General features: G+C 56.3%; 18 protein-coding genes. 7 read left to right on the top strand and 11 right to left on the bottom strand.

Annotation, left to right across the window (positions count from 1 at the left end):
• Positions 1-67: 67 nt before the first annotated feature.
• The 3 genes from BLW71_RS18810 (at position 68) to BLW71_RS18800 (ending at position 6,348) form a co-directional block, all read left to right on the top strand.
• Entirely contained in the window at positions 68-2,728 is a 2,661-nt protein-coding gene (locus BLW71_RS18810; RefSeq protein WP_091798902.1) for an AAA family ATPase, read from the top strand.
• A gap of 246 nt (positions 2,729-2,974) precedes the next feature.
• Positions 2,975-5,194, top strand: a complete 2,220-nt coding sequence (locus tag BLW71_RS18805; protein ID WP_091798899.1) for a KAP family P-loop NTPase fold protein — start codon at positions 2,975-2,977, stop codon at positions 5,192-5,194.
• Positions 5,195-5,268: 74 nt separating this feature from the next.
• Positions 5,269-6,348 carry a hypothetical protein gene (locus BLW71_RS18800; RefSeq protein ID WP_143048375.1) on the top strand — a complete coding sequence of 360 codons (1,080 nt, stop codon included), beginning with the start codon at positions 5,269-5,271 and terminating at the stop codon, positions 6,346-6,348.
• Positions 6,349-6,390: 42 nt separating this feature from the next.
• Here BLW71_RS18800 and BLW71_RS41015 read toward each other — a convergent pair whose 3' ends face one another.
• Positions 6,391-6,681 carry a hypothetical protein gene (locus BLW71_RS41015; RefSeq protein ID WP_143048374.1) on the bottom strand — a complete coding sequence of 97 codons (291 nt, stop codon included), beginning with the start codon at positions 6,679-6,681 and terminating at the stop codon, positions 6,391-6,393.
• 150 nt (positions 6,682-6,831) lie between these two features.
• On the opposite strand from BLW71_RS41015, the gene BLW71_RS42945 reads away from it, so the two are divergent.
• Positions 6,832-7,053, top strand: coding sequence for a hypothetical protein (locus tag BLW71_RS42945; protein ID WP_502686829.1), 222 nt, complete (start codon positions 6,832-6,834; stop codon positions 7,051-7,053).
• A gap of 70 nt (positions 7,054-7,123) precedes the next feature.
• On the opposite strand, the gene BLW71_RS18790 is transcribed toward BLW71_RS42945, so the two are convergent.
• The 3 genes from BLW71_RS18790 to BLW71_RS18780 all read right to left on the bottom strand — a co-directional run bounded on the left by BLW71_RS18790 (position 7,124) and on the right by BLW71_RS18780 (position 10,368).
• Positions 7,124-8,047, bottom strand: a complete 924-nt coding sequence (locus BLW71_RS18790) for an H-NS family nucleoid-associated regulatory protein (protein ID WP_091798890.1) — start codon at positions 8,045-8,047, stop codon at positions 7,124-7,126.
• Between the two features lie 264 nt (positions 8,048-8,311).
• Positions 8,312-9,133, bottom strand: coding sequence for a hypothetical protein (locus tag BLW71_RS18785; RefSeq protein WP_143048373.1), 822 nt, complete (start codon positions 9,131-9,133; stop codon positions 8,312-8,314).
• A gap of 47 nt (positions 9,134-9,180) precedes the next feature.
• The gene (locus BLW71_RS18780; RefSeq protein ID WP_091798884.1) at positions 9,181-10,368 is read right to left on the bottom strand and encodes an AAA family ATPase; all 1,188 of its coding nucleotides are present in this window, start codon (positions 10,366-10,368) and stop codon (positions 9,181-9,183) included.
• Positions 10,369-10,515: 147 nt separating this feature from the next.
• Here BLW71_RS18780 and BLW71_RS18775 point away from each other — a divergent pair.
• A protein-coding gene (locus BLW71_RS18775) for an IS3 family transposase (protein WP_286161968.1) occupies positions 10,516-12,068 on the top strand; the annotation gives its coding sequence in 2 pieces (ribosomal slippage) (positions 10,516-10,978 and positions 10,978-12,068; 1,554 coding nt in all).
• Here the strand turns inward: BLW71_RS18775 and BLW71_RS41010 are convergent.
• From BLW71_RS41010 to BLW71_RS18740, 7 genes are all read right to left on the bottom strand, one after another.
• Positions 12,022-12,456 carry a hypothetical protein gene (locus BLW71_RS41010; RefSeq protein WP_143048372.1) on the bottom strand — a complete coding sequence of 145 codons (435 nt, stop codon included), beginning with the start codon at positions 12,454-12,456 and terminating at the stop codon, positions 12,022-12,024. The two genes, BLW71_RS18775 and BLW71_RS41010, sit on opposite strands and share 47 nt — an antisense overlap.
• 397 nt (positions 12,457-12,853) lie before the next feature.
• Complete coding sequence (locus BLW71_RS42030) at positions 12,854-13,435, bottom strand: DUF2442 domain-containing protein (protein WP_218157124.1); 582 nt, start codon at positions 13,433-13,435, stop codon at positions 12,854-12,856.
• Positions 13,436-13,441: 6 nt separating this feature from the next.
• The gene (locus BLW71_RS18760) at positions 13,442-14,455 is read right to left on the bottom strand and encodes a hypothetical protein (RefSeq protein WP_091798876.1); all 1,014 of its coding nucleotides are present in this window, start codon (positions 14,453-14,455) and stop codon (positions 13,442-13,444) included.
• Between the two features lie 42 nt (positions 14,456-14,497).
• Entirely contained in the window at positions 14,498-14,995 is a 498-nt protein-coding gene (locus BLW71_RS18755; RefSeq protein WP_286162023.1) for a DUF6088 family protein, read from the bottom strand.
• Positions 14,996-14,998: 3 nt separating this feature from the next.
• Entirely contained in the window at positions 14,999-15,367 is a 369-nt protein-coding gene (locus BLW71_RS18750) for a hypothetical protein (RefSeq protein WP_091798874.1), read from the bottom strand.
• A gap of 81 nt (positions 15,368-15,448) precedes the next feature.
• On the bottom strand, positions 15,449-15,979 hold the full coding sequence (locus BLW71_RS18745) for an HAD domain-containing protein (RefSeq protein WP_091798870.1): 531 nt from the start codon (positions 15,977-15,979) through the stop codon (positions 15,449-15,451).
• Positions 15,980-16,390: 411 nt separating this feature from the next.
• The gene (locus BLW71_RS18740) at positions 16,391-16,918 is read right to left on the bottom strand and encodes a hypothetical protein (RefSeq protein ID WP_091798867.1); all 528 of its coding nucleotides are present in this window, start codon (positions 16,916-16,918) and stop codon (positions 16,391-16,393) included.
• Positions 16,919-17,125: 207 nt separating this feature from the next.
• Here BLW71_RS18740 and BLW71_RS18735 point away from each other — a divergent pair, with 207 nt between their 5' ends.
• Positions 17,126-17,368 (top strand): helix-turn-helix domain-containing protein, encoded by a 243-nt coding sequence (locus BLW71_RS18735; RefSeq protein WP_091798864.1) that lies wholly within the window; start codon positions 17,126-17,128, stop codon positions 17,366-17,368.
• Between the two features lie 608 nt (positions 17,369-17,976).
• Positions 17,977-19,971, top strand: coding sequence for a site-specific integrase (locus BLW71_RS18730; RefSeq protein ID WP_091798861.1), 1,995 nt, complete (start codon positions 17,977-17,979; stop codon positions 19,969-19,971).
• Positions 19,972-20,020 lie beyond the last annotated feature (49 nt).

Raw genomic sequence — 20,020 nt, 5'->3', positions numbered from 1 at the left:
TGGCTCCGAGAAGCGGTGGTTTCGTGAAGTTGCGGCGAACATTACAACGACACTGAGAGGAGCAGTAATGGCTACTGCCAAACAAGATTTTGAACACTTCGTCCGCCGGCTCTACGAGCCGGATAGCGCAATGCCTGCCGACGTGCGCCGTCTGGCGACGCTCTGTTTGCAGAACTTCGACGAGCTTGCGGCGACCACAAGACAACGCAGTCAGCGCTCAATTACTCTTGCGCGGCTAATACGCGACTCAATGCCGGAAATCGCGGACGTCGCGCCAGCACCGGCGGCTCAAGCCGTCGCTGGCGTGTGGGCATGGAAGCGGCTGCGCAACTTCACTCTTGGCCCGTTCCGTGGATTCAGAAACCCTGAAACCTTCGACCTGACCAAACAGGTGGTCCTCTTCTATGGCCCGAATGGAAGCGGTAAGACTAGCTTGTGCGAAGGATTGGAATACGCGCTGCTAGGCGAGGTCGAGGAAGCAGGCGCCAAGCGAATCGTCGCGCGCACGTACCTCGCGAATTTGCACGCCGGGCGCTTCGTTGACCCCGTCCTGACAGCAACGGACCACCGGGGCAGTGAAATCAATGTCGCCGCGAACCCTGACGCGTATCGCTTCTGCTTCGTCGAGAAGAACCGAATCGACTCCTTCTCTCGGATTGCTGCGCGGCCGCCAGCACAACGAGCAGAATTGATAGCCACGCTGTTTGGCATGGACCAGTTCAGCGACTTTGTCGGCAACTTCAACGAAAACATCGATGGCCAGCTCGTCCTGACTGATAACAAGCAAAAAGCGTTGGCCGCGCAGCGTGCCACGTTGGCCACTGACCAACAAATCGTCAAAGGCGAAGCGGAGTCACTTCTCGGGCTTGATGCCGAGGAAGCCAAGTTGGGGCTCGAACATGCCGCAGGCACGACCTATAAAATGCTTAAGCAGCTTATTGGCTCCGAGGCAGTACATGGCCGACTCCATGCCCTCAATGCCATTCTGGAACGCATGCCGCCAAGCATCATCGGTGTGACGCGTCTGGGACTCGTTGCAGCATTTGACAAGGCGAACGAGTGTCAGAGCACAGTTGACGAACATACTGCCGCCCTGCGTGCCCGCAGCGAGCAAGTATCGTTCAAAGGCCTGTATGACGCGGTCGTTGCCCTGAAAGAGTCGGTGGGAGACCGGTGCCCCGCGTGCGATACACCACTTGCCGGGCCGGTGCAGGTGACGACCAACCCGTACGAGAAAGCATCGGCAGGGCTTAAGCAGCTTGAGGAGCTTGGCGCTCTTCAGGATAAGCAACGTGCCGCACAGCGCGAAGTGGACCAAGCATCCCGGGAACTTCGAGAGATGCTCAGTCGAGTATCCGGGTATCTCGCATCTCTGACTGAGAAGCCAGCAGCGCTCACGCAGTTTCTTGCTACGTTGCCGCCAGCCCCTGACGGCGCATGGTGGGCAGGCGTCTGTCCCAAAGAGCCTGCGCAACCAGCCAACCCTGACGTGCAGCAGGAACTGTTTGCAATTGTCGAGCGTATGGAGGCACAAGATGCCGCTTCGCAGCAAGCGCAACAGAACCGGCAACCCGACGTCGACGAGCGCAAGCGTCTCGAGGATTTTCGCCTCAGAGTTCAAGCCCAAGACCAAAAACGGCAGACACTGAAGGATAATGTCGCTGCTGCCAACAAGCGCATTGAGGATTTTGACGTTGCAAACGCCCAATTGATAGAAGATGCTGAACAGGAGCGGCTCGCTATCGCCCGCGACACGCCGCTGAAGGGTACGTATGACCGGTTCCTCAAGGAGCTGCGGTCGTACCGGGACCACCTCCCTGGTCAATTGATGGCGGGCCTCAACGAGACAGCGCTCAATCTATACAACGAGTTCAATCGCAACGACCTTGACGCCGACAAGCTCGCGGCACTGTATTTGCCCTTGACGGACGATGGAAAAATAGAAATCACCTTCCGCGGCGACCAAGACAGACGGGTTGATGCATTGCATGTTCTGAGTGAAGGTCATATCCGCTGTCTTGGCCTCGCGATTCTTTTGGCAAAGGCGAAGAGCATCGACTCACCGACGATTGTTTTCGACGACGCAATCAATGCGATTGACCACGACCACCGCGGTGGTATCCGGGAAGCCATATTTGAGAGCGATACGTTCGCGGACACGCAAATCGTCGTCACCTGCCACAGCAACGAATTCATCAAGGACATCCAGCAACATCTGCCCCGAGGGCGCGACTCTCAGGTTTATCTCTTCCGCCACCATACTGGGGACCATCATCCGAGGGTGAGCGGCAATGTCCCGACTGCAAACTACGTTGCGAAAGCGCGAGCTGCTCGGGATTTATTGAACGACCGGGAAGCTTTGTCTGCATCACGGCAGGCACTCGAGATGCTAACCGAGAAGGTCTGGAGGTGGCTGGGAACACATGACCTAGGTACGCTCAGTGTTCCACTTGCCGGTGTCGGTGCAGAGCCCGCTCTTAGAAACCTGTGCGAGGCGCTACGCAAGAAGCTCCGTGATGCGGGTTCATTCAATCACGCCAATAAGGGAATTATTGTTGGAGCATTGGAACGCGTCTTGGGCATTCCAGGGACCAGCCTGATTTGGACTTACTTGAACAAAGGCACGCACGAAGAAGCAGACCGGGATGATTTCGACGGCGAACAAGTAGAAGCGGTCGTTCGCACGCTCGAGGAACTCCGCGATTTGAACCTCCGAAACGGGAAATAGCACCCATCCTTCGGACAGTGGCACACCGACTGTCACTTCCTGCGGTAGTTGCACGCCACGACTATCCCTCGACTGGTCGACGACCGGCAATCGTCAGTTCCGAGGATGGTCGAAGGTCGCGGCTCGAGTCTGGAGATGACTCACGCAAGAATGATACGAATCGCGCCGCTAACATCAGTACGACGCCAAGCAAGAGCCTTCGTTCCGACGGAAACATTAACTTGAATTACTGTAAATGGGCAAGAGATGATTAACAAAGCTCGACAGACTTTCGGAGATGACCGGGCGAAGAAAAATCCTTGGGAAGAAGACAGACTTGGCGTAGCCCCAATCGCCAAGCGACTTGCCCACGTCATCCAGACCCTCGATGCACCGTACGGATACGTCATCGGAATTAACGGCGTATGGGGCCATGGGAAGTCGACGCTGCTTAACTTTACCTGTGCATTTCTCGACAAGCACAACGAAGAAGCACGGAGCGACGACGAGAAAGTCAGCGTGATTGAGTTCCGGCCGTGGATGGTCTCCGGACATCAAGACCTTGTCTCTGCTTTCTTCAAAATACTGACGGAGTCCGTGGGACCACGCGAGAACTGGCTCAAGAGGTTTTTGCGCAAGCGTTTGAAGCAAGTCGGTGGTTCAAGCGACGCGGTGATGGACGCCATGGCTAAAGTTGCGGTCGCGGCCGATATTGGCGTAACCAAAGGTGCGGCGACAGCGGTAGTCAATATCGTCAAACGCCCTCTCAAAGCCAAAATAGATGAATTTTTGCAAGATGAGTCGCTGCAGTCGGCACACGAAGGCCTCGTTGAGCAGCTTCAAAAGGCGGGGCGGAAGTTCCTTGTCACCATAGATGACATTGACCGTCTCAGTGAAGACGAGGTCAAGTCAATCATGCAGTTGGTTAAGACCGTCGGCCAGCTACCCAATGTCGTATACCTCCTTTCATACGACCGCACCAAGATTTCCGAAGCGTTTGACGAGCAGGAGGACAACAGCAGCCCTCGCTACTCTGAAAAAATTATCCAGCACGAAATCGAACTGCCGAAGCCCTCGAAGCGTTCGCTTTTGCTGATTCTGGACGGTGAGATTTCGTTCATGATGGGTACGGCGCAACCGGATGAAAGTCGATGGTTCACACTCACCAGCAGGGGCATTCGTCGCTGGATTGATAAGCCTCGCGACGTACTGCGACTCGCCAACGCGGTGAAGTTTGCTTGGCCCGCTCTGGAAGGCGAAATTGACCCCGTGGATTTATTGATAATGGAGGGGCTTCGACTCTTCGATACTGACGCCTTCAACTGGATTCGTGACAACCGTGACTTTTTGTTCCGGGACGGGAACTACCGATTTCAGGATACATCCGCCAGGAAGCCGGTTGTCGAACGCTTCACAAATTCGATAGGGTCAAGAGAAGACAAAGACCAAATTCTTGATGTCATGTCGGTGCTATTCCCTAGTCTCGCTGAACTGATAGCGAACAAAGGGTTCTATCACTCTGAAGCGTATCATTCGATTGCATCGCGCCGTGGCATTGCATCCGAGGCAGGATACGACGCTTACTTCGCACTGACTCCATCGTCGGATGCGATTCCAAAGCGGGTTGTCGATGAAGTCGTATCGGGCGTCGCATCTGATGCTCAATTGATTTCCATCATCAATTCTTACGTCGGGAAGCGTAGTACTTCCGGCGCCCCAATGATTTCCGAGTTCCTTGGAGAGTTGCGACACAGATACGACGCCGTGCAACCGCCGGCCGTCAGTCAACCACTTGTTAGCGCATTGTTCGCAAAGGCCGACGCTATACTGGCCGAGCCTATTTCGAACGACCTGTTTTCCCTTTCACCGTCTTCGGGGCTTCTCTTTCTCGTCGACAAGATACTTCGACTCGCGGGAACAACGGAGGCTCCGGAACTACTCAAATCGGTGTTCGGGGACACAACCTCGCTCGCGTTTAGCGCTGATGTTTTTGTGGATATCGGACGCGATTTGTTTATCTTCCCGGGGGACGAAAGTGCGAAGCGGGAGCCGCCCCTCGTGGATAAGGATTCGTTTGAAGAACTCGGAGCCATTCTTTTGCAGAGAATTATCCAGGCCGCAAGCGATGGCAGTCTCGAATCCGCGCCGCATTTCTGGAATCTGATTCGTACCTGGACGCACTACGACAAGAGTGACAAGCCTAAACTTTGGATGAGTCAGCGGATGATGGACAACCCCTTGTTCATGTTGAAGACGGCTCAAGGTCTTCTCGGATACTCCGCTTCGCCCAAAGGTAAGTCATACCACTTCACCGAGCGACCCGACACAACACTCTATGACTTTGATGTTATTCACGATGCTGCCCAAAGACATCTTCAAACCGCCAAGCTCAATGACGATGCGCGTCGGCAACTGGAAGCGTTGCGTGAAGGTGCTGACAGGATGCGGTGCGAAAAATTTAATTCAGATATGCCATCGACGGGATGACTCTCGTCACGCAACTCGTTAATAGCAGTCGCTTATTTAAGGGCGAAATCGAGAACGTTCGCAGGGAAGGTTAAATGGATTCGCAATATCTGGCACGTGTTCGCAACGGGACCACAAGGCGCTTCGAACGAGTAAGAGGCGTAGAACCAAATTTCTTGCACACGAGAGTTATAGCTCTTTGGCAGTATTTGAAAGACCATCCGGTCTGCTCGGGAATCCTGGCCAAACTCGATGCCGAAGCGGCCTCAATTCTGAACCTTCTGCACGGGAGGAAGACTGGTCTTGCGCTATACAACATCTTACTCAATTCCGACACCGATAGAAGGCAAGTCGAGCGAACGTTCCGTATCATTCAGCATTGCGTTTTCCTGAAGCTGCCGGGAGCCGATAATCATCACGAGATGCACCCGGAACTCGAGCTCGGACGCGAATTTTTATCGAAAGAGAACGCGGGAAGGAGCGACCTCGCAGCAGAGGCGTTCTATATTCACGTCCTGAGACCATTTCACGACTTTCTGGATGAGTCGCTGGATTCGGTCGCAAGCGTCCTGTCTTTGCTGGTCAAGTACAAAAGAAAGACCGAGTGGTTTGACCGTAAGACAATTCACGAAATCATAACTAAGGCCACTGGAGTTCAACCCGCCAAAGATGGCGAAGCCTCGGACGCCAAAAAGGTCAAAGCTTTCGAGCGAGACATCGCGGCGCACCTGTACGCCTACCTTTTCGACCAAGGTCTTGACTTTCACATTGAACCCAGTTCGGCCTCCGGGGAGGCAGACCTCGTCGCAAAGGACCTCGTACTGGACGCGAAGGTATTCGACAACAGCTCGCGAAAAACAGGCTATATCGCCGACGGATTTCACCAGGTCTACAGGTACCTGTCCGACTTCAATCAGATAACGGGATATCTGGTTGTGTTCAACGACACCCGCCAGCCTCTGGAGTTCAAACTGGACGAGTCGCTGATGGGCGAACTGCCTTTTCCTCATATCAAATTCGACGGAAAGACGATATTTGTTGTTGTGATTGATATGCACAACAACAAACCTAGCGCGTCAAAGGCGGGCCGCATGGAACCTATTGTTATCAAGCGCGACTTTGCGGTTAGAGCGATTGAAAATCCGCCACAGCCTTCGGACTCAGTGCCGGCGTAGTGTGTGAATCAGCCCAGCTCCAAGTCAAAGAGTCGTCGATAGTCAGCGGCGAATGGTTCGCTCGCGCGTTCCGGATACGCATTCACAACCAGCTTGTCGCGCAGGGCTGACATTTTCACAGCGGTCATTGACCCAGGCAAGGCCCAGCGCAATCGCTGTCTTTAGTTCGACATAAAACGTCACGGCCTCTGGGCTCATCAATTGCTCGTCGCCGTAGCGCGCGTGCACGAAGTAGCCTTCCGCGGCGGGCTCTGGGAATATCACAGACTTGAGCGCACGGTTGTTGGTCATCGGACACCTGTCGGCGAGCAGGCGCAGTGTAATTTCCGGCATTCAACTGAAGGCTCTACAATGAGCGTAATGACGTCTTCGTGTACGACTCCTCGCCACGCGAAATTCGCCAGCGCACAAGTTCACCAACCTGAGCGTGACCGCGTGTCCGGTCGTGCGGGGCAAGCCGAGGCTGCGCGAAGGCGCTATTTTCTGGTTAAGCAAGGCATTGCCTCGAGCTCCTCGGATTCCCAGCATGTCGTCTGCCATGCACAGGTTCTGCAGCACATGAACTGCTCGAAGGGGGGCGCTGGGCATTACGCGGGGCACCACGCTGTCGTTGGTGCGGTCGGTGGTTGCATGGTCGGCAGGCACCTTGCGAAGCAGCACGCTCAACAGCAAGCCGCGGAACGTCAGGCAGCACAGGCGCAATAAAACGTCGTCGGCTTGGTGTACCCGATGGAACCAGAGAATTGCTGGTCCACCGGGCATCTGACAACTACGTTTAGGTCGTTAACTCGGCGCCGGACTCGACTGTGGCCACCGGAGCGGGCACGGCCACGCTCTTGCGCGGCGCTTTTTTCGCCGGCGCCTTCTTAACCGGAACCTTCGCGCTCACGGCCTTCTTCGCTGTCGGGGCCTTCTTCGCGACAGCCTTCGTGACCGCCGGTTTCGCATCGGCCGCTGCACCGGCGCCATCAATCAAAAACTTGGACCGGTCTTTGGCACCAGCCAGCCACGCCGGAGTCGGACCACGTCCGCTCCAGGTCGCGCCGGACTTCAGGTCTTGGTAAAGCGCCGGCTGCTGACCTTTCGGCTGCCCCTTGCCCGCAGTGGCACGGACCGACTTCGAAGCGGCCTTTTTTACCGTAGCCTTTGACTTGCTCACAGTACTCGCGGTCGTCACAGCAGTCGCTTCAGCGGCACCTGCAATCAAAAACTTAGTCCTATCCTTTGCACCTGCAATCCATGTCGGCGCGCGCCCACGACCGCTCCACGTCGCGCCCGACTTAGGGTCCCTGTACATCTCCGGCTGCGGACCGCGAACATAAGCTCCCGCCGACTTCACTTCCTTGGCAGGCGGCGGCTTCACTGCGGCCGCACCCGCATCGACCAGGTATTTGTCGCGGTTCTTAGCAGCCGCAATCCACCGTGGCGCGCGCCCGTGCCCGGACCACGTTGCACCGCTTTTCGGGTCGCGATACTTGACCGCGGCAACGCTGCCTTTGCTCATGGTCTTAACAACCGCCTTCGCGGCGCGCCGCTTGCCGCCAGTGTGCGCGTCAACGTCAGCAGTCGTAAGACCGTGCTTCGCCATCAACTCGCGAATCTTCTCGATGACGCCCGACGATTGCTTTGCAATCAGCGCATCCGCTTGGGCCTGCAATTTTTTAATCTTCGCCTGCATTGCTTCTAAAGTCGTTGCCATCGAGTAACTTCCTTATAAATGTGGCCGCAATATGCCACGACGGCCGTTCAAACGCCACATCGCGAACGCAGAATCAGCGGTATCCGGCATACCGTACTCTTGAAGAGAAATGGCGTACTTGAACTGCATGCGCAAGTCCTTTTCATAGCATGTGGCGGGACGATGACGAGCAGCTATCACTCGAATTGGGCAGTTACATACGGCACAACTGGACCTATTTTCAAGTAGCCATCCGCCGAAGGAACTGGCTTGCAACCAGCGTCGTCAGAGTAGGGCGGCGCCTCCCTCTCTCGCGGTCTCAAGACAGCGAAGAATATGAACGACGGCGCCTTCAGAAGCCAATACGCCGTGAAACACCATCGAATACCAATTGTTTGGAGTTTTGTGCTCTCTGTCAGCTCCACGGAGGCGTACAGTCAGAGCGGTTCGGACGTCTTCTGCCGTTACCCCTCCATCAGGTAGCGTTAGAAGAACAGATTCCGGGTCTCTGCACAAGGTGGCCCATTTCTCAGACGCCCATATCAACAAGCTGCTTCTGTTCAGTACCGCGTCCACATGAAACTGTATCGCGTCAATATCTTCCTTAGGCAATCCATGCTCGATGATTCGGACAGCGGCTAACGGACGATTCAGATTTCCTGACAACTGCACGTTCACAAGACGCGTTCTCATGAAATCGTCGAAATACGGATGAAGAACCCGGCTACCCTCTTCGCTTCCTTTGTATCTGGTTCCACGCAGCGAATTGCAATCGCAAGCGGGAACGAGATTTGGGGCAAAGACGGCGAACTCAGGGAAGCGCTCTTTCGGCAACACGTGGTCGAGCGTGCCGGCCTTCAAACTGCCGCACATCGAACACACATCGGGCGACCCTGCCTCGCGCAATTGAGCGATAAATTCCAACCCTCGCGGCTCAGTGGCGTAGTGGGTGCGCATGGCATCGGCAAGGGGGGGCGGCATCTCCAACGGCGCGCCGACAGTCCACGGGTTGCCGCGATGAGCAATGTAGTCCAGATATCGTCGCCGAACGGCTGTCAAATGCTCTGACAGCATTGGGAAACTAGACAGCGCGCGGTTGGTTGCCATCGCCTGTATCGTGAGGTCGTCATCATGCGGATGCGGCTCCAGTCTCCTCATTGTGCAGCTCCCCGACGCTTTTCGATTTCCCGGGTAAGGAGCATAAAGGCCTCGGTTGATAGCTCGCTTTCCACGCTTGCCAGCCACTGTTCCGCCGCAGCAGTGTCGCCCTGAATTTTCGGTTCGAGTTCTTCAATAAGTCGATTTACGATGTCGTCACCAAAAACAAAATGGGATATAGCGCCGACGTCCGCACCGAACGTCCTGAGTCTCGGCTTCAAAATCTCAACCGGGCCGGAGGCCTCGGGCTGACGAATGATATGTACCTGACTCTGCGGGACCTCTCGTACCAGGTACGCCGAATGCGTTGCTGCTATTGCGATGGACCCCGTCAACCTTAGAATTCTGTCGAGCATCGCTACCAAACCAGTTATCAGATTCGGATGCAAATGAGTTTCAGGCTCATCCATCAGCACCAGCGAACCGTTTTCGATAAACGTACATAGCTGTACAGCGAGTCGGATAAAGGAGAGTTGTCCGCTGCTTAGGCTAACCGCGCCACCATCGACGCGCCGCATCAGTTGCCCTGTCAGCGAGACCTTCTGTCGAGCTTCCGCGCTCGCTTGTTCACCAAAGAGCCACAGTCTCTCGATATCCACCAATCGGTCGCGAACCAGTGCATCATCACGGGCAGCGAGGACGAGGTCAGAAAATTCGACGATTTGTCGAATGCTTTCCTCAAAGATGTCCCAACGCCAACGTCCACCTATCTTGCGTCTATCCCGTGAGAGATTGACCAGAATGCTCGGCAGCGATTGCTCTCCGGATGATGCGTTCGAGCTGATGCGTTTGTAGCGAAAGTTCGAAACAATTGACGGTTCAGCAGGGAAGGTGTGTTCTGCCTCCCCGGGTGTACAGAGCGCCAGAATCCTGCTGAGACGGGGCATCTTTCCAAGCCCGTCATGAAAATTGCGTGCACCGGAAATTGCCGATGAAACCAATTCATTTAACGCTCGACTCTTCCCCACGCCGTTTTTACCAATCATTACTGCAACTCGCTTCGGTGGCAGAGAGCTGGGAGAGAACGTGAAGTCGAACGAGTGTGCCGAAGAAAAGCCTGCGAGCTTAAAGTCAAGCCCAAGCGTCGAAGGCGCTGCATTGATATCTTCGTGCTCGACACCATGGAGAACTGACCCGGCGTTGTGGAATGCGAAATTCTGCTCCGAATTTCGGATAAACGACATTCCGAATTGTGGACTACCGAGCGCGGCGTCGAGCCAGCTCGCGGAAGGCTCAAAGACGCGGGTTGCTACCAGGCCCCCGGCGTCAGACTACTTGTCGTGTTATCTGATTCCTATAGACATGGTCCGGGGGCGGTAAAATCAGGGTGAATGAAAGCCTACTCAGCAGAAAGAAAAGAAGCGCTGGTGCGGCGCATGATGCCGCCGGAAAACGCGCTGGTGTCGGCGCTGGCCAGGGAAACGGGAATTACCGAACAGACGTTGTACACGTGGCGCCGACAGGCGAAAGGACAAGGGTTGGTCGTGCCTGGCGATGGGAAGAATCCCGAAGGATGGTCTTCGGAGGACAAGTTTGCAGTAGTGCTGGAGAGCGCGCCGCTCAATGCAGCGGAGCTGGCCGAGTATTGCCGCCGGAAGGGTCTTTATCCAGAACAGATAGCCGCCTGGCGGGCCGCTTGCCGTTCGGCCAATGCGAATGCCACGGAGCAGGCACGCGAGCAGCGCCAGCAGTCGAAGGACGACAAAAAGCGCATCCAGCAGCTCGAGAAGGAATTGCAGCGCAAGGAGAAGGCGCTGGCGGAAGCGGCTGCGCTGCTGATTCTGAGAAAAAAAGCCCAGGCGATCTGGGGAGACAAAGAGGACGATTGATCAACGTCCCGGATCGCCTGTTATGTGTATCGTTGATACGCGAGGCGGCGCAGTCAGGCTGCCGGCTGGAGCAGGCCTGCAACGAGCTGGGCCTGAGCCTGCGCACGTTCCAGCGCTGGGTGGGTAACGGCGACGCGGTGCTCGCCGATGGCCGCACGATGACCGGGCGGCCGCCGCCGCGAAACAAACTGAGTGAGGCCGAACGGCAGCAGATTCTGGAGGTCGCAAACTGTGCGGAGTTTGCCAGCCTGCCACCCAGCCAGATCGTGCCGAGTCTGGCGGATCGCGGCGTGTATGTCGCGTCGGAATCGAGCTTTTACCGCGTGCTGCGCAGCGCTTCGCAGCAGCACCACCGGGGTCGTGCGCGCAAGCCCTCGGCCCGGGTGGTTACCAGTCATTGTGCGACGGCGCCGAACCAGGTCTGGTCGTGGGACATCACGTGGATGCCGGCGGCGGTCAAGGGCCAGTACTACTACTGGTACATGATGCTGGACGTGTTCAGCCGCAAGATTGTTGCTCACGAAGTGCATGAAGCCGAATCGGCGGAACTGGCCGCGTTGCTGATGCGGCGTGCCAGTCTGGCCGAGGGCCTGGCAGGACGTCCTCTGGTGCTGCACTCGGATAACGGCAGCCCGATGAAGGGTGCGACGATGCTCGCCACCCTGGAAAACCTGGGGGTCGTGGCCTCGTTTAGCCGGCCGCGTGTGAGTAACGACAACCCGTACGCGGAGTCGCTGTTCCGGACCTGCAAGTACCGGCCCGACTACCCACGCAAGCCGTTCGGCAACGTGGATGAGGCACGGGCCTGGACGCAGCAGTTTGTGCGCTGGTACAACCATGAGCACAAACACAGCGGCCTGAAATTCGTCACGCCGGTGCAGCGCCATAACGGCGTGGCGACTGCAGTGCTTGCGCAACGTGAGGCCGTTTATGCACAGGCCAGGCAGCGCAATCCACGGCGTTGGTCCCGATCGACGCGCAACTGGAAATTGAAGGATGAAGTCTGGCTCAATCCGGAGCGCATGCAGCCGGAAGAACTAAAGCAGTCCGCATGAAGTGACGCGACAAGTACGTTGACAACCGCCGCAGGTCATGCAGTGAACGCAAAATCCACTGGGCCTCTTCCGGACCAAATTTTGAAACGAGTTCCCGATACTGCTCCATCTCAGTCTGAAGCGAGAAAAAGTCCGGTAGCGCGTGTGCCGCGACGGCCTCGCTTGGGATATTCACTACGGCATTGATTACATCTCGAACTTTGTGCGAAGGGTCGAGAAACGCCAGATGAAATTTCCGTTCTGTCGATTCTCCAACAACCAAGAAATCACAGAAAGTCTGATAACCAAAGTCATTCCAATTGTCCGGCGACGGGACTACAAGGATACTGCCTGTTGGCAGGGACATTCCCGCGCGGCTATCCAAACTAAAAAATACATCCCTGAACACGCTCACTCCTCGTTCGAAACAGGCCAGAAAGTCGAGGCTAATACTACTGCCCCGCACAGACGGATTCAACACTGCTTGCTAGTCCCGTCTAGTCATGAACCGCTTGAGTCGCTCGCAGACGTCATCGCAAACCTTCCGAATCAGCGGATGTTCAGATTCAACGCGGGTGCTCTTGAAGAGTTCGTCGCCGCGAGGTGGACACCGACGGCTCACTCCAATATCTACTTCTAGCAGGTCCCAAGGGTGCGCTATGAGGACAATTTCCACTGACTGCCTTAGTCCGGCAACTCGGCAAAGAAGTCACTGCATTTTCGGGGAAGCACCGCCCGCAGCAGTCAGTTCTCGCGCCACACTGGCATCACGACGACGAACGAGTGAGCATTCGTCCATTTGCGCGTTACCAGCCTAACAAGCTACGCAGCCGTTCAATAAGCCAATCCGTCTCAATACGCTCCGTCCAGTGTTTGCCTTCAATCGCCCGCCTCATACGCCTGAGGGTGACGTCGCGCGAATGCATGGGAAATTTGGCCGCATCCTTCAAGGTCTTTGGCACCAACTGCTGAGCCAAGTCCTCGCACATATCCCACCGGGCGTACCTCTCCTCCGCTGTTAGACCGACAACAAACCTGCCTTCAATCCGCCTTACAGCAAGCTTTGGCTGCGTTCCTGACAGCAACGCGGGCGTTGGGTCCCACGGAAAATCCGCAGGCACGGGAGAGCTCAGCCGTTCGTCGCGATGACGCCTCGCAGCATCGCGCATCAACTCGCTGACGCTAACATATTCACCGAGTTGGTCCCAGTGCAGACCCGCACCGGACTCAGATATGCGGACATTGATACGTTGCTCCGGGGTCGCCACCCACAATTTTGGGAACAATCGCAGCGGAAGTCGCAACGTGCCCCCGTGTTTTAGGAGGACGGTCAGATTTTTATCATCGACGATTACTTCGACTGCTATCGGTCGAATGCGGCTTATCATGAGACTTCAGCGGCCAGCGCTTTGCGCGACGAGGTGAGCGATAACTCGCTTCGCGACGTCAACAAACGTCTTGTGCTTGCCGGTCGCTATTGTTTGCGAGTTGAGCGCAGTGCCTGGCGCAGCTACGATTCGGATTCGAACAAGCTCGCCGGCGACAAGGATTTGAACGCAAGCTTCCGATATTGGCGTGGAATCCCCAGCCGCTTGCTGCTCGACGAAAAGCGTAAATATACGAGCCTCCTGATATGGGCCCAGCGGCCACTCGTATCCATGCATTTGAAGCGCTTCGGATGCTCGTGCCCACAGTGATTTCCTGGGGTCAATTTCCGTTGCCGCTGTGTACAGCGGTTCAACATCGCTCGGCTCGATTTGATGTTCACCCGCAAACATCTTCACGACGGTGCGCGACCATTCTGCGGCCCAACGAGCAGCTATCCGTCGAAGCCTTTCGAAATCACTGTTGTTGCTGAGCATTTGTAGTGGACTGCGGTCACCGAGGCTTCCACGCCGCGACGTAAGAAAATCAAGCCGGGAGTCTGGCGGCGCCGGAACGATGATTCTGCAAACTGCCTGCAATCTATCGCGGTCAAGCGCTGGGTCTGCAAGCACAGCGGGGTAGTACTCCACGCCGTCGACCTCAATCGTAAAAACGCTGTCGTCTGCCAGGAGCATGGCGAGCCGTCGCGCGGTCAGGCCGCCACGCCTGCGAAATTCCGCCTCTGGAATTAGCTCACCACTCGCAATCATCTCGCGCCGAGTCGTTAGTGCTTGCTGCCAAAGGTCCTCGCGGAGGATTTCTTCGGCGATATTTTCACCGGCTTCAAGGTGAGCTTCGAGAACGATGTGCTCGATACGCGCGATGACCTCATCCGGCAAGTGTGCGACCTTGATGCGGTCCGTCGCCGCTAGCCGGAAGTTGTTCGCGGCAATTTTGCGTACAAGCATTGACGCCACAAATTGCGCGATATCGAACTCCGCGCCTATCCGCTGCATTGCGAGGTCCCATCCGCGGTTAGCCATATGGTGCTCCAAACTTTGAGTGGCAAATCGGTCTCCGTACTTTTATGCTCCCGAACGCTTGCGCTCGTTCACGCGTTCGCGCTCGTAAGAAACGCTTCTGCTTCCAACCTGTATCTTTCGACTAATGCGACGCTTCCCGGTGTCTACTACCGCAAGCATGGGCACTTGCGTTGTTCGGCCTGCGTTGTAGTCACGGGCGAGCTCACCGGGCTCGACATCGATTTTCAGCTTTCGGAAGACTTCCGCAGCGATTTCTTCAAAAGTCGCGGTAGGGCCGAGCTGCCCGTTGTACCGATTCAAGCGCGTTTTCACGTAACTTCCCCAACTTACGCGGACAAGCTTGCGCGTCTGGACGAATTTGCGTAGAACGCGCCCTAACTGCGCTGGACTTCCCAGACCTGCAAGTTCAGAGCGGAGAATGACAACTCCTTCACATCCAGCAATGAAAGCCGTGACCCGGTCCTCAACTTTCATCCTGAGACCTTTTGCTCGAGAGGCCACGACGTTTTCTTCTGGAAGTAAGTCTGTTAGCTTGGTCATTGCTTATTTCTTCGCCAAAGCAATTGCGACCTTGCAATCGTGAAATTCCTCGGCTAAATCGCAAGCATCTTCCGTCAGAGAGGGCCCAGGTAGAAGCGGCTCTTGATATACCGCCCAATTGAACATCTCTAAAACATGACGTTGCTCGTCCTCAGGCAACGCGATGGCTCGCAATGCGTTGTCAACAATGTCGGCTTCCGGATGCTCCAGACCGTCCAGTTGACGACCTTGGAGGGCGGCGACTTCACAGCAGCAAAAATAAATCGATTCCCACGCGCATCGCAGGCGGGTCGATGACGACAGCTCCATCTGTCGAGCATCGCGCAAATAGTTTCGGCTAATTGCTAACCGTGGGTAGTTCGGCAGTTCCATAGAATCTCTCCCTAGCCTGCATTGCGGGCGCGCCTTCAAAGAAAGCGGGAAGGCCCCGCTGATTGCACTGCGTCTGGCGTATCAGCCACAGAGGCAGTTCGCAGCCAGCCACTCTCGTAACTGTTTGCCCGCTCCCGGCGCGCCCAGTGCGGTGTCCGGGTTTGTGTGCAAGAAATGCTGCTCAAAGTCCGATGGCACTCCCCAGGCTTCGTCGTCGAGCGCCAACCATCGCGTCAGTCCGTGTTTGGCTGCGTGACGAATAACGGACATTGTTTTCGCAGTACCGTCCTTGATTTCACCTAATCGAGGTGGCGTTCCGAGCGTCGTACCCACCACTCTGCGGCGCAACTCGTCTGGTAGCAATGCGATGGTCTTCTCGGCACCGAGCGTCTGCAACCAGGATGTGGTCACAATGATTTGCACTTGTGGCCACGGCGCGAGGACGTCCACAAGACAGGGTGCGTACTCGAACGGCGGCCGACCTGAATCCAAAGTTATGACGGCGTTGGCGTCCAACAAGCCGTGACCGGCATTTAGCACGCCCCCGTAGTTCAAGTAGAGCGTTGGTGCGGCAGCGAGCAACTGTTGCGACTGTTCGACAGGCTTTATCATCTTCTCCTCCGCTTGCGCGCACGGTGCAATTCCATCGGTATGCCGGGCACAGGTAGAGTCGGCGGCATGTCGGCGACCGCGAGCACATAAACCAACGCGCTACGTTGCCTTGCCGTGCGCGCCGAGGCGTCGAGCGGGTTAAGCATCGCCTGGTGAAACGCTTGGCAGAGAAGCCGAAATACGCATCGCTTCGACATGCTGCTCTCGCCCCGCCTCGTGAGCGGGCTCTGACGGCGAGTTAGCTGCCGCTTAAGCAGACGCGCCAATTCCCTAGCGACTCCGCTTAGCGCGTACTGAATAGCTTGCGTTGTCTCGCGGCCAGCGCATTAACTCGCAGCGACTTGCACTTCGCCGGCTTCACTAAGCTCACCCCGCATCCATCGGTCGGGCTCCGACTAGGTACAGTCCGTCTCACGATGCAAGACTCATGCGGTCGACATCATTGCGACCACTCTCCGATTTGCCACCGCTTGTCGGACTCTCCGATTTGCTACCGCTTGTCGGAACGCTGTCGCCAAGGATGATTTTCTTGTAGCGCTGTTCCAGCAAAGTCCACTCGACCTCCAGATGTGCCTCGTGGAGTTTGATGGCCTTCATGACGGCACTCGCGTCCTCATCAGACACATCCTTAATAGATACCAGCGCACTTTCGGCAACAGCCTCAGCTTCCACAACATGGAGGCCTGACGTTGCGACCAATCTTTTCTCGATGGCCAGCAATGCCTGAATGCGCTCGTCCCGTGAAAGTGATGCGAGGTGGAAAAAGACCTTGCGTACGAGCCACCTCATAAGGTCGACACGCCATTCGGTCTCACCAGGCAACTCCTGCGGCGAAACGGTGATGGTTTGCCCGTCTATGAGAGTAGTGACCGGAATTCCTAGGTGCGAAAGCGCCGCGCGGGTCGACGCCGGAATGTGCTTGAGACGAATTGGTTCCACGGGACCTCCAATGCATGGCATATGCCAGACGGCGTTTCAGATTTCGGGCCCGCAACGAGCCGAGTACCGAGTTGCGAAAGGCTGATTGCGGCGCCGGGTGCGGCACTCAGGAGGAAGCGCGCAGTCAGACTAGCAATATGGAGAGTCTACAATATGTAGAGTTGAGCGTGTGTAGATTTATAGTCGTGTTTTAGACAACCTACGGGCATGTCTAAAATTGCACCAGAACCGAATCGCGCTCGCCAGCTTGTGGCGGCAAATTTAAGGCGACTGCGTCGTCAGGCAGGCTATTCGCAGGAAGCGCTGGCAACAGCGGCAGGTTTCCATCGCACCTATGTAAGCCAAATTGAGCGGTGCAAGCTCAACGTCACAATCGACGCGATGTGGAGGCTCTCTGAGTTGCTCGGGGCGCAGGTGAGCGAGTTTTTGGCTGAAGTTACGGAATCGTAGGCCAGCGAATGCGACTGAATGGCCCCGCGAATGCAATTAATAGGCGGTCGGCACCAAGTGCCCGGCGTAGGCCTTCTAAAATTTGAGCGATGCGCTCAAGCCTCTATCCAACCATGAGTTAACGACGTCCCGTCGCCAGCGGAGTAGTTGGTCGTCGTAGACGGTGGCGCGCGATGGTAGTAGCCAGGGCCGATGTTTTGCTCGCACAGTGATTGTGCGCAGGGAGACGCCGAGCAAGTCGGCGAGCTCAATGGCGTCAAGATACGCGTGGCTGGCGGGACGTTCGATTGATGTCATGCGCTGTATAGCGCAGTTCTCCAAACGCCACGACTCGCCCGCGCCCCTTCCGAAAAGTTCCTTCCCTTGAGACACCCCACGGACCGTTGGCGAGCACCGTTCATCGCGACACCGCAGAGGCAGCCGAGCGAATTCTCACCATTGAATCGCCGGATTGGACTTTCAACGAGTCGGCGCCGTTTGAACGTCTGCGCCGCCGCAGAAATATAAATGCGGTCAATAAACAGGTGACTATTAACCGCTTCTCGAGGGACAGCACCAGTGTAACGGACGGCAGACCACTAGGCTTTTAACCCAGTGGCGGAGGCCATATGAAAAAGCATTGCGATTTCAGTGACTTACAGAATGTCCGTTACCACGTCAAACTATGCCATAACGAGGGCGAGGGAGACATATGGCAGCTTTTTGAGAGTCAACCTGAGCCGGAAATGCAGCAGAACTACCGTGAAGTAATCGCTCGCAGAAAACATGAACTGCTAGCCAGCATAAATTCGCCTGACCCGGCAGAGACTCAAGTCTTCCGAAACAATCTTTCAACGCTTCACTCGTTCCTCGCCTTCTTTGGCAAAACAGAAGACTCGCCTGTTGGACGGGAGATGCTTCACGGCTTCGATGAGAGACTTCAGGCGTACCTGGACTCATTAAGCGTGGCGCCCCGCACGAAAAGCGACCGGCGCAGTCATCTTCGTGCCTGGCAGCGCAGTATCTTAGACGCCCAGTTGCCGGCCTCACGCGAATCGACAGATGCGAAATCGACCAGCATCTTTCATCAAGCGCTTCGCGAAGCGATATCCGCCTCGGGCTACGCGCCCAAGACGCTCGCCAGGCGCGCCGGCGCATCGGTTTCAGCCATCCAACGGTGGATGAAAGGAGCGCTCCCGAACTGTCGGGCCTTCCCGTCGGTCAATCGCATCGAGGCTGAACTGGGGATGCCACGTGATGCACTGCTCGCCTTGGTGTCGAAGGCATCCCGCGATGCACAGACTCAAACACAGCGGACTCGCACATTCCCAATTGGTTTTCGGGAACGCCTGCAGGCAAATACCAAGAGCCCCTACATCTTGCATGCGAGGCAGATGACCCCAGAATTCCTCTCCGAGTGGGACGACTTCTACGAGTACAAGACCCAGCGAAGCCCGCAACTCGTACGCTCGAGCCGAGGGTCATGGCGAGTGCTTCCACTTGAGAAAATTGTGGACAGACTTCCGCCTTACGCACGTCGAGGCAAGACGGGATGCGTCACTGCCAACATCACGATGAACATGGTCCGCAGTTTTGCTGGCTTCCTCTGCCTGCCGAAAGACGCTGGTGGCCGGGGCGTTCCGGTAACCGACGCCCAGACGCTCGCCTGGCTGGTTGTTCCGAAAGCCATCGACGGCTTCCTCGATTTCCGAAGCGACCGCTCGGCCGGCCTGATACACAAAGGCCATGCGAACTTTTGCAAGTTCGGCGCCAGCATGACTCATCCTTTGACGGGGTACCTGACCCAACAGCCAGCGTTCGCGATGAAGCTACCCGACGGGACGCTCAGTGGGAGTTGGAGCGATGCATGTGCCCAAGCTTATCGGCTTTACCAACAGTGGATACGGGACGCTACGGATACATCGCGGAAGCCAGATGAGCCCATCCAGGGCCTGCTCAACCTGGCAGAGCCGCTCGCGCCTGTCATGCGTGCCGTCGAGCAACTGGACCGGCTCGCGGCCCAGGCCGCCCCTGGAAGCCTGGAGGAGGCACGGCATAAGCGGGACGCGCTCCTTCTGTCGATGCTGATTGCAAATCCGCTCAGGGCGCGCAACTTTATCTTGATGACATGGAACGACAACGGCACCGGGTCGCTCTATCACCGCGAGAATGGACAATGGCGCTTGAGATTCGGTGCTGGTGATTTCAAAAATGACCGACATGCCAAAAAGACCGACTACGATGCGCCACTTCCCAGTGCGCTAAGTGACCGAATCGAGGAATATCTGTATGACTACCGGCCGCGCCTCATCAGAGATAATCCTACGTGTGCTTCGGTTTTCCCGGGCCAAACAGGGAAAATCTTTTATGGATTGAGCAAACACGTCTTTCAAATCACGCAGCGTCACATACCGGAAACTCCCGGCTTTGGCACGCATGCAATGCGCCACGTGGTGGCAACTGACTGGCTCAGAACGCACCCCAACGACTTTCTCACAGCGGCCCAACTGCTCCACGACAGGCTTGAAACCGTCTTGAAGGAATATGCGCATCTCAGGCAGGACGAGGCTTTCAATCGCTTCGAAGAACATCTGGACGCAGTGGGTCGGGCGATGAAGAGATGAACGGACCATTCCCACATTCGGCAGGTTTCTTTCTGGGTCACCGAGAAAA

Source organism: Burkholderia sp. WP9, assembly GCF_900104795.1.
In the GTDB taxonomy this organism is placed as follows: domain Bacteria; phylum Pseudomonadota; class Gammaproteobacteria; order Burkholderiales; family Burkholderiaceae; genus Paraburkholderia.
The sequence above is the reverse complement of the archived record's forward strand: the minus strand, read 5'-3'. Positions and strand labels throughout refer to the sequence as shown.

Bases quoted from the DNA above. Each gene is read 5' to 3' on its own strand.
- BLW71_RS18810 (WP_091798902.1), top strand. From the start codon at position 68: ATGGCTACTGCCAAACAAGATTTTGAACACTTCGTCCGCCGGCTCTAC.
- BLW71_RS18805 (WP_091798899.1), top strand. From the start codon at position 2,975: ATGATTAACAAAGCTCGACAGACTTTCGGAGATGACCGGGCGAAGAAA.
- BLW71_RS18800 (WP_143048375.1), top strand. From the start codon at position 5,269: ATGGATTCGCAATATCTGGCACGTGTTCGCAACGGGACCACAAGGCGC.
- BLW71_RS41015 (WP_143048374.1), bottom strand. From the start codon at position 6,681: ATGCCGGAAATTACACTGCGCCTGCTCGCCGACAGGTGTCCGATGACC.
- BLW71_RS18790 (WP_091798890.1), bottom strand. From the start codon at position 8,047: ATGGCAACGACTTTAGAAGCAATGCAGGCGAAGATTAAAAAATTGCAG.
- BLW71_RS18785 (WP_143048373.1), bottom strand. From the start codon at position 9,133: ATGGCAACCAACCGCGCGCTGTCTAGTTTCCCAATGCTGTCAGAGCAT.
- BLW71_RS18780 (WP_091798884.1), bottom strand. From the start codon at position 10,368: ATGTCGTTTATCCGAAATTCGGAGCAGAATTTCGCATTCCACAACGCC.
- BLW71_RS42030 (WP_218157124.1), bottom strand. From the start codon at position 13,435: ATGATAAGCCGCATTCGACCGATAGCAGTCGAAGTAATCGTCGATGAT.
- BLW71_RS18760 (WP_091798876.1), bottom strand. From the start codon at position 14,455: ATGGCTAACCGCGGATGGGACCTCGCAATGCAGCGGATAGGCGCGGAG.
- BLW71_RS18755 (WP_286162023.1), bottom strand. From the start codon at position 14,995: ATGACCAAGCTAACAGACTTACTTCCAGAAGAAAACGTCGTGGCCTCT.
- BLW71_RS18750 (WP_091798874.1), bottom strand. From the start codon at position 15,367: ATGGAACTGCCGAACTACCCACGGTTAGCAATTAGCCGAAACTATTTG.
- BLW71_RS18745 (WP_091798870.1), bottom strand. From the start codon at position 15,979: ATGATAAAGCCTGTCGAACAGTCGCAACAGTTGCTCGCTGCCGCACCA.
- BLW71_RS18735 (WP_091798864.1), top strand. From the start codon at position 17,126: ATGTCTAAAATTGCACCAGAACCGAATCGCGCTCGCCAGCTTGTGGCG.
- BLW71_RS18730 (WP_091798861.1), top strand. From the start codon at position 17,977: ATGAAAAAGCATTGCGATTTCAGTGACTTACAGAATGTCCGTTACCAC.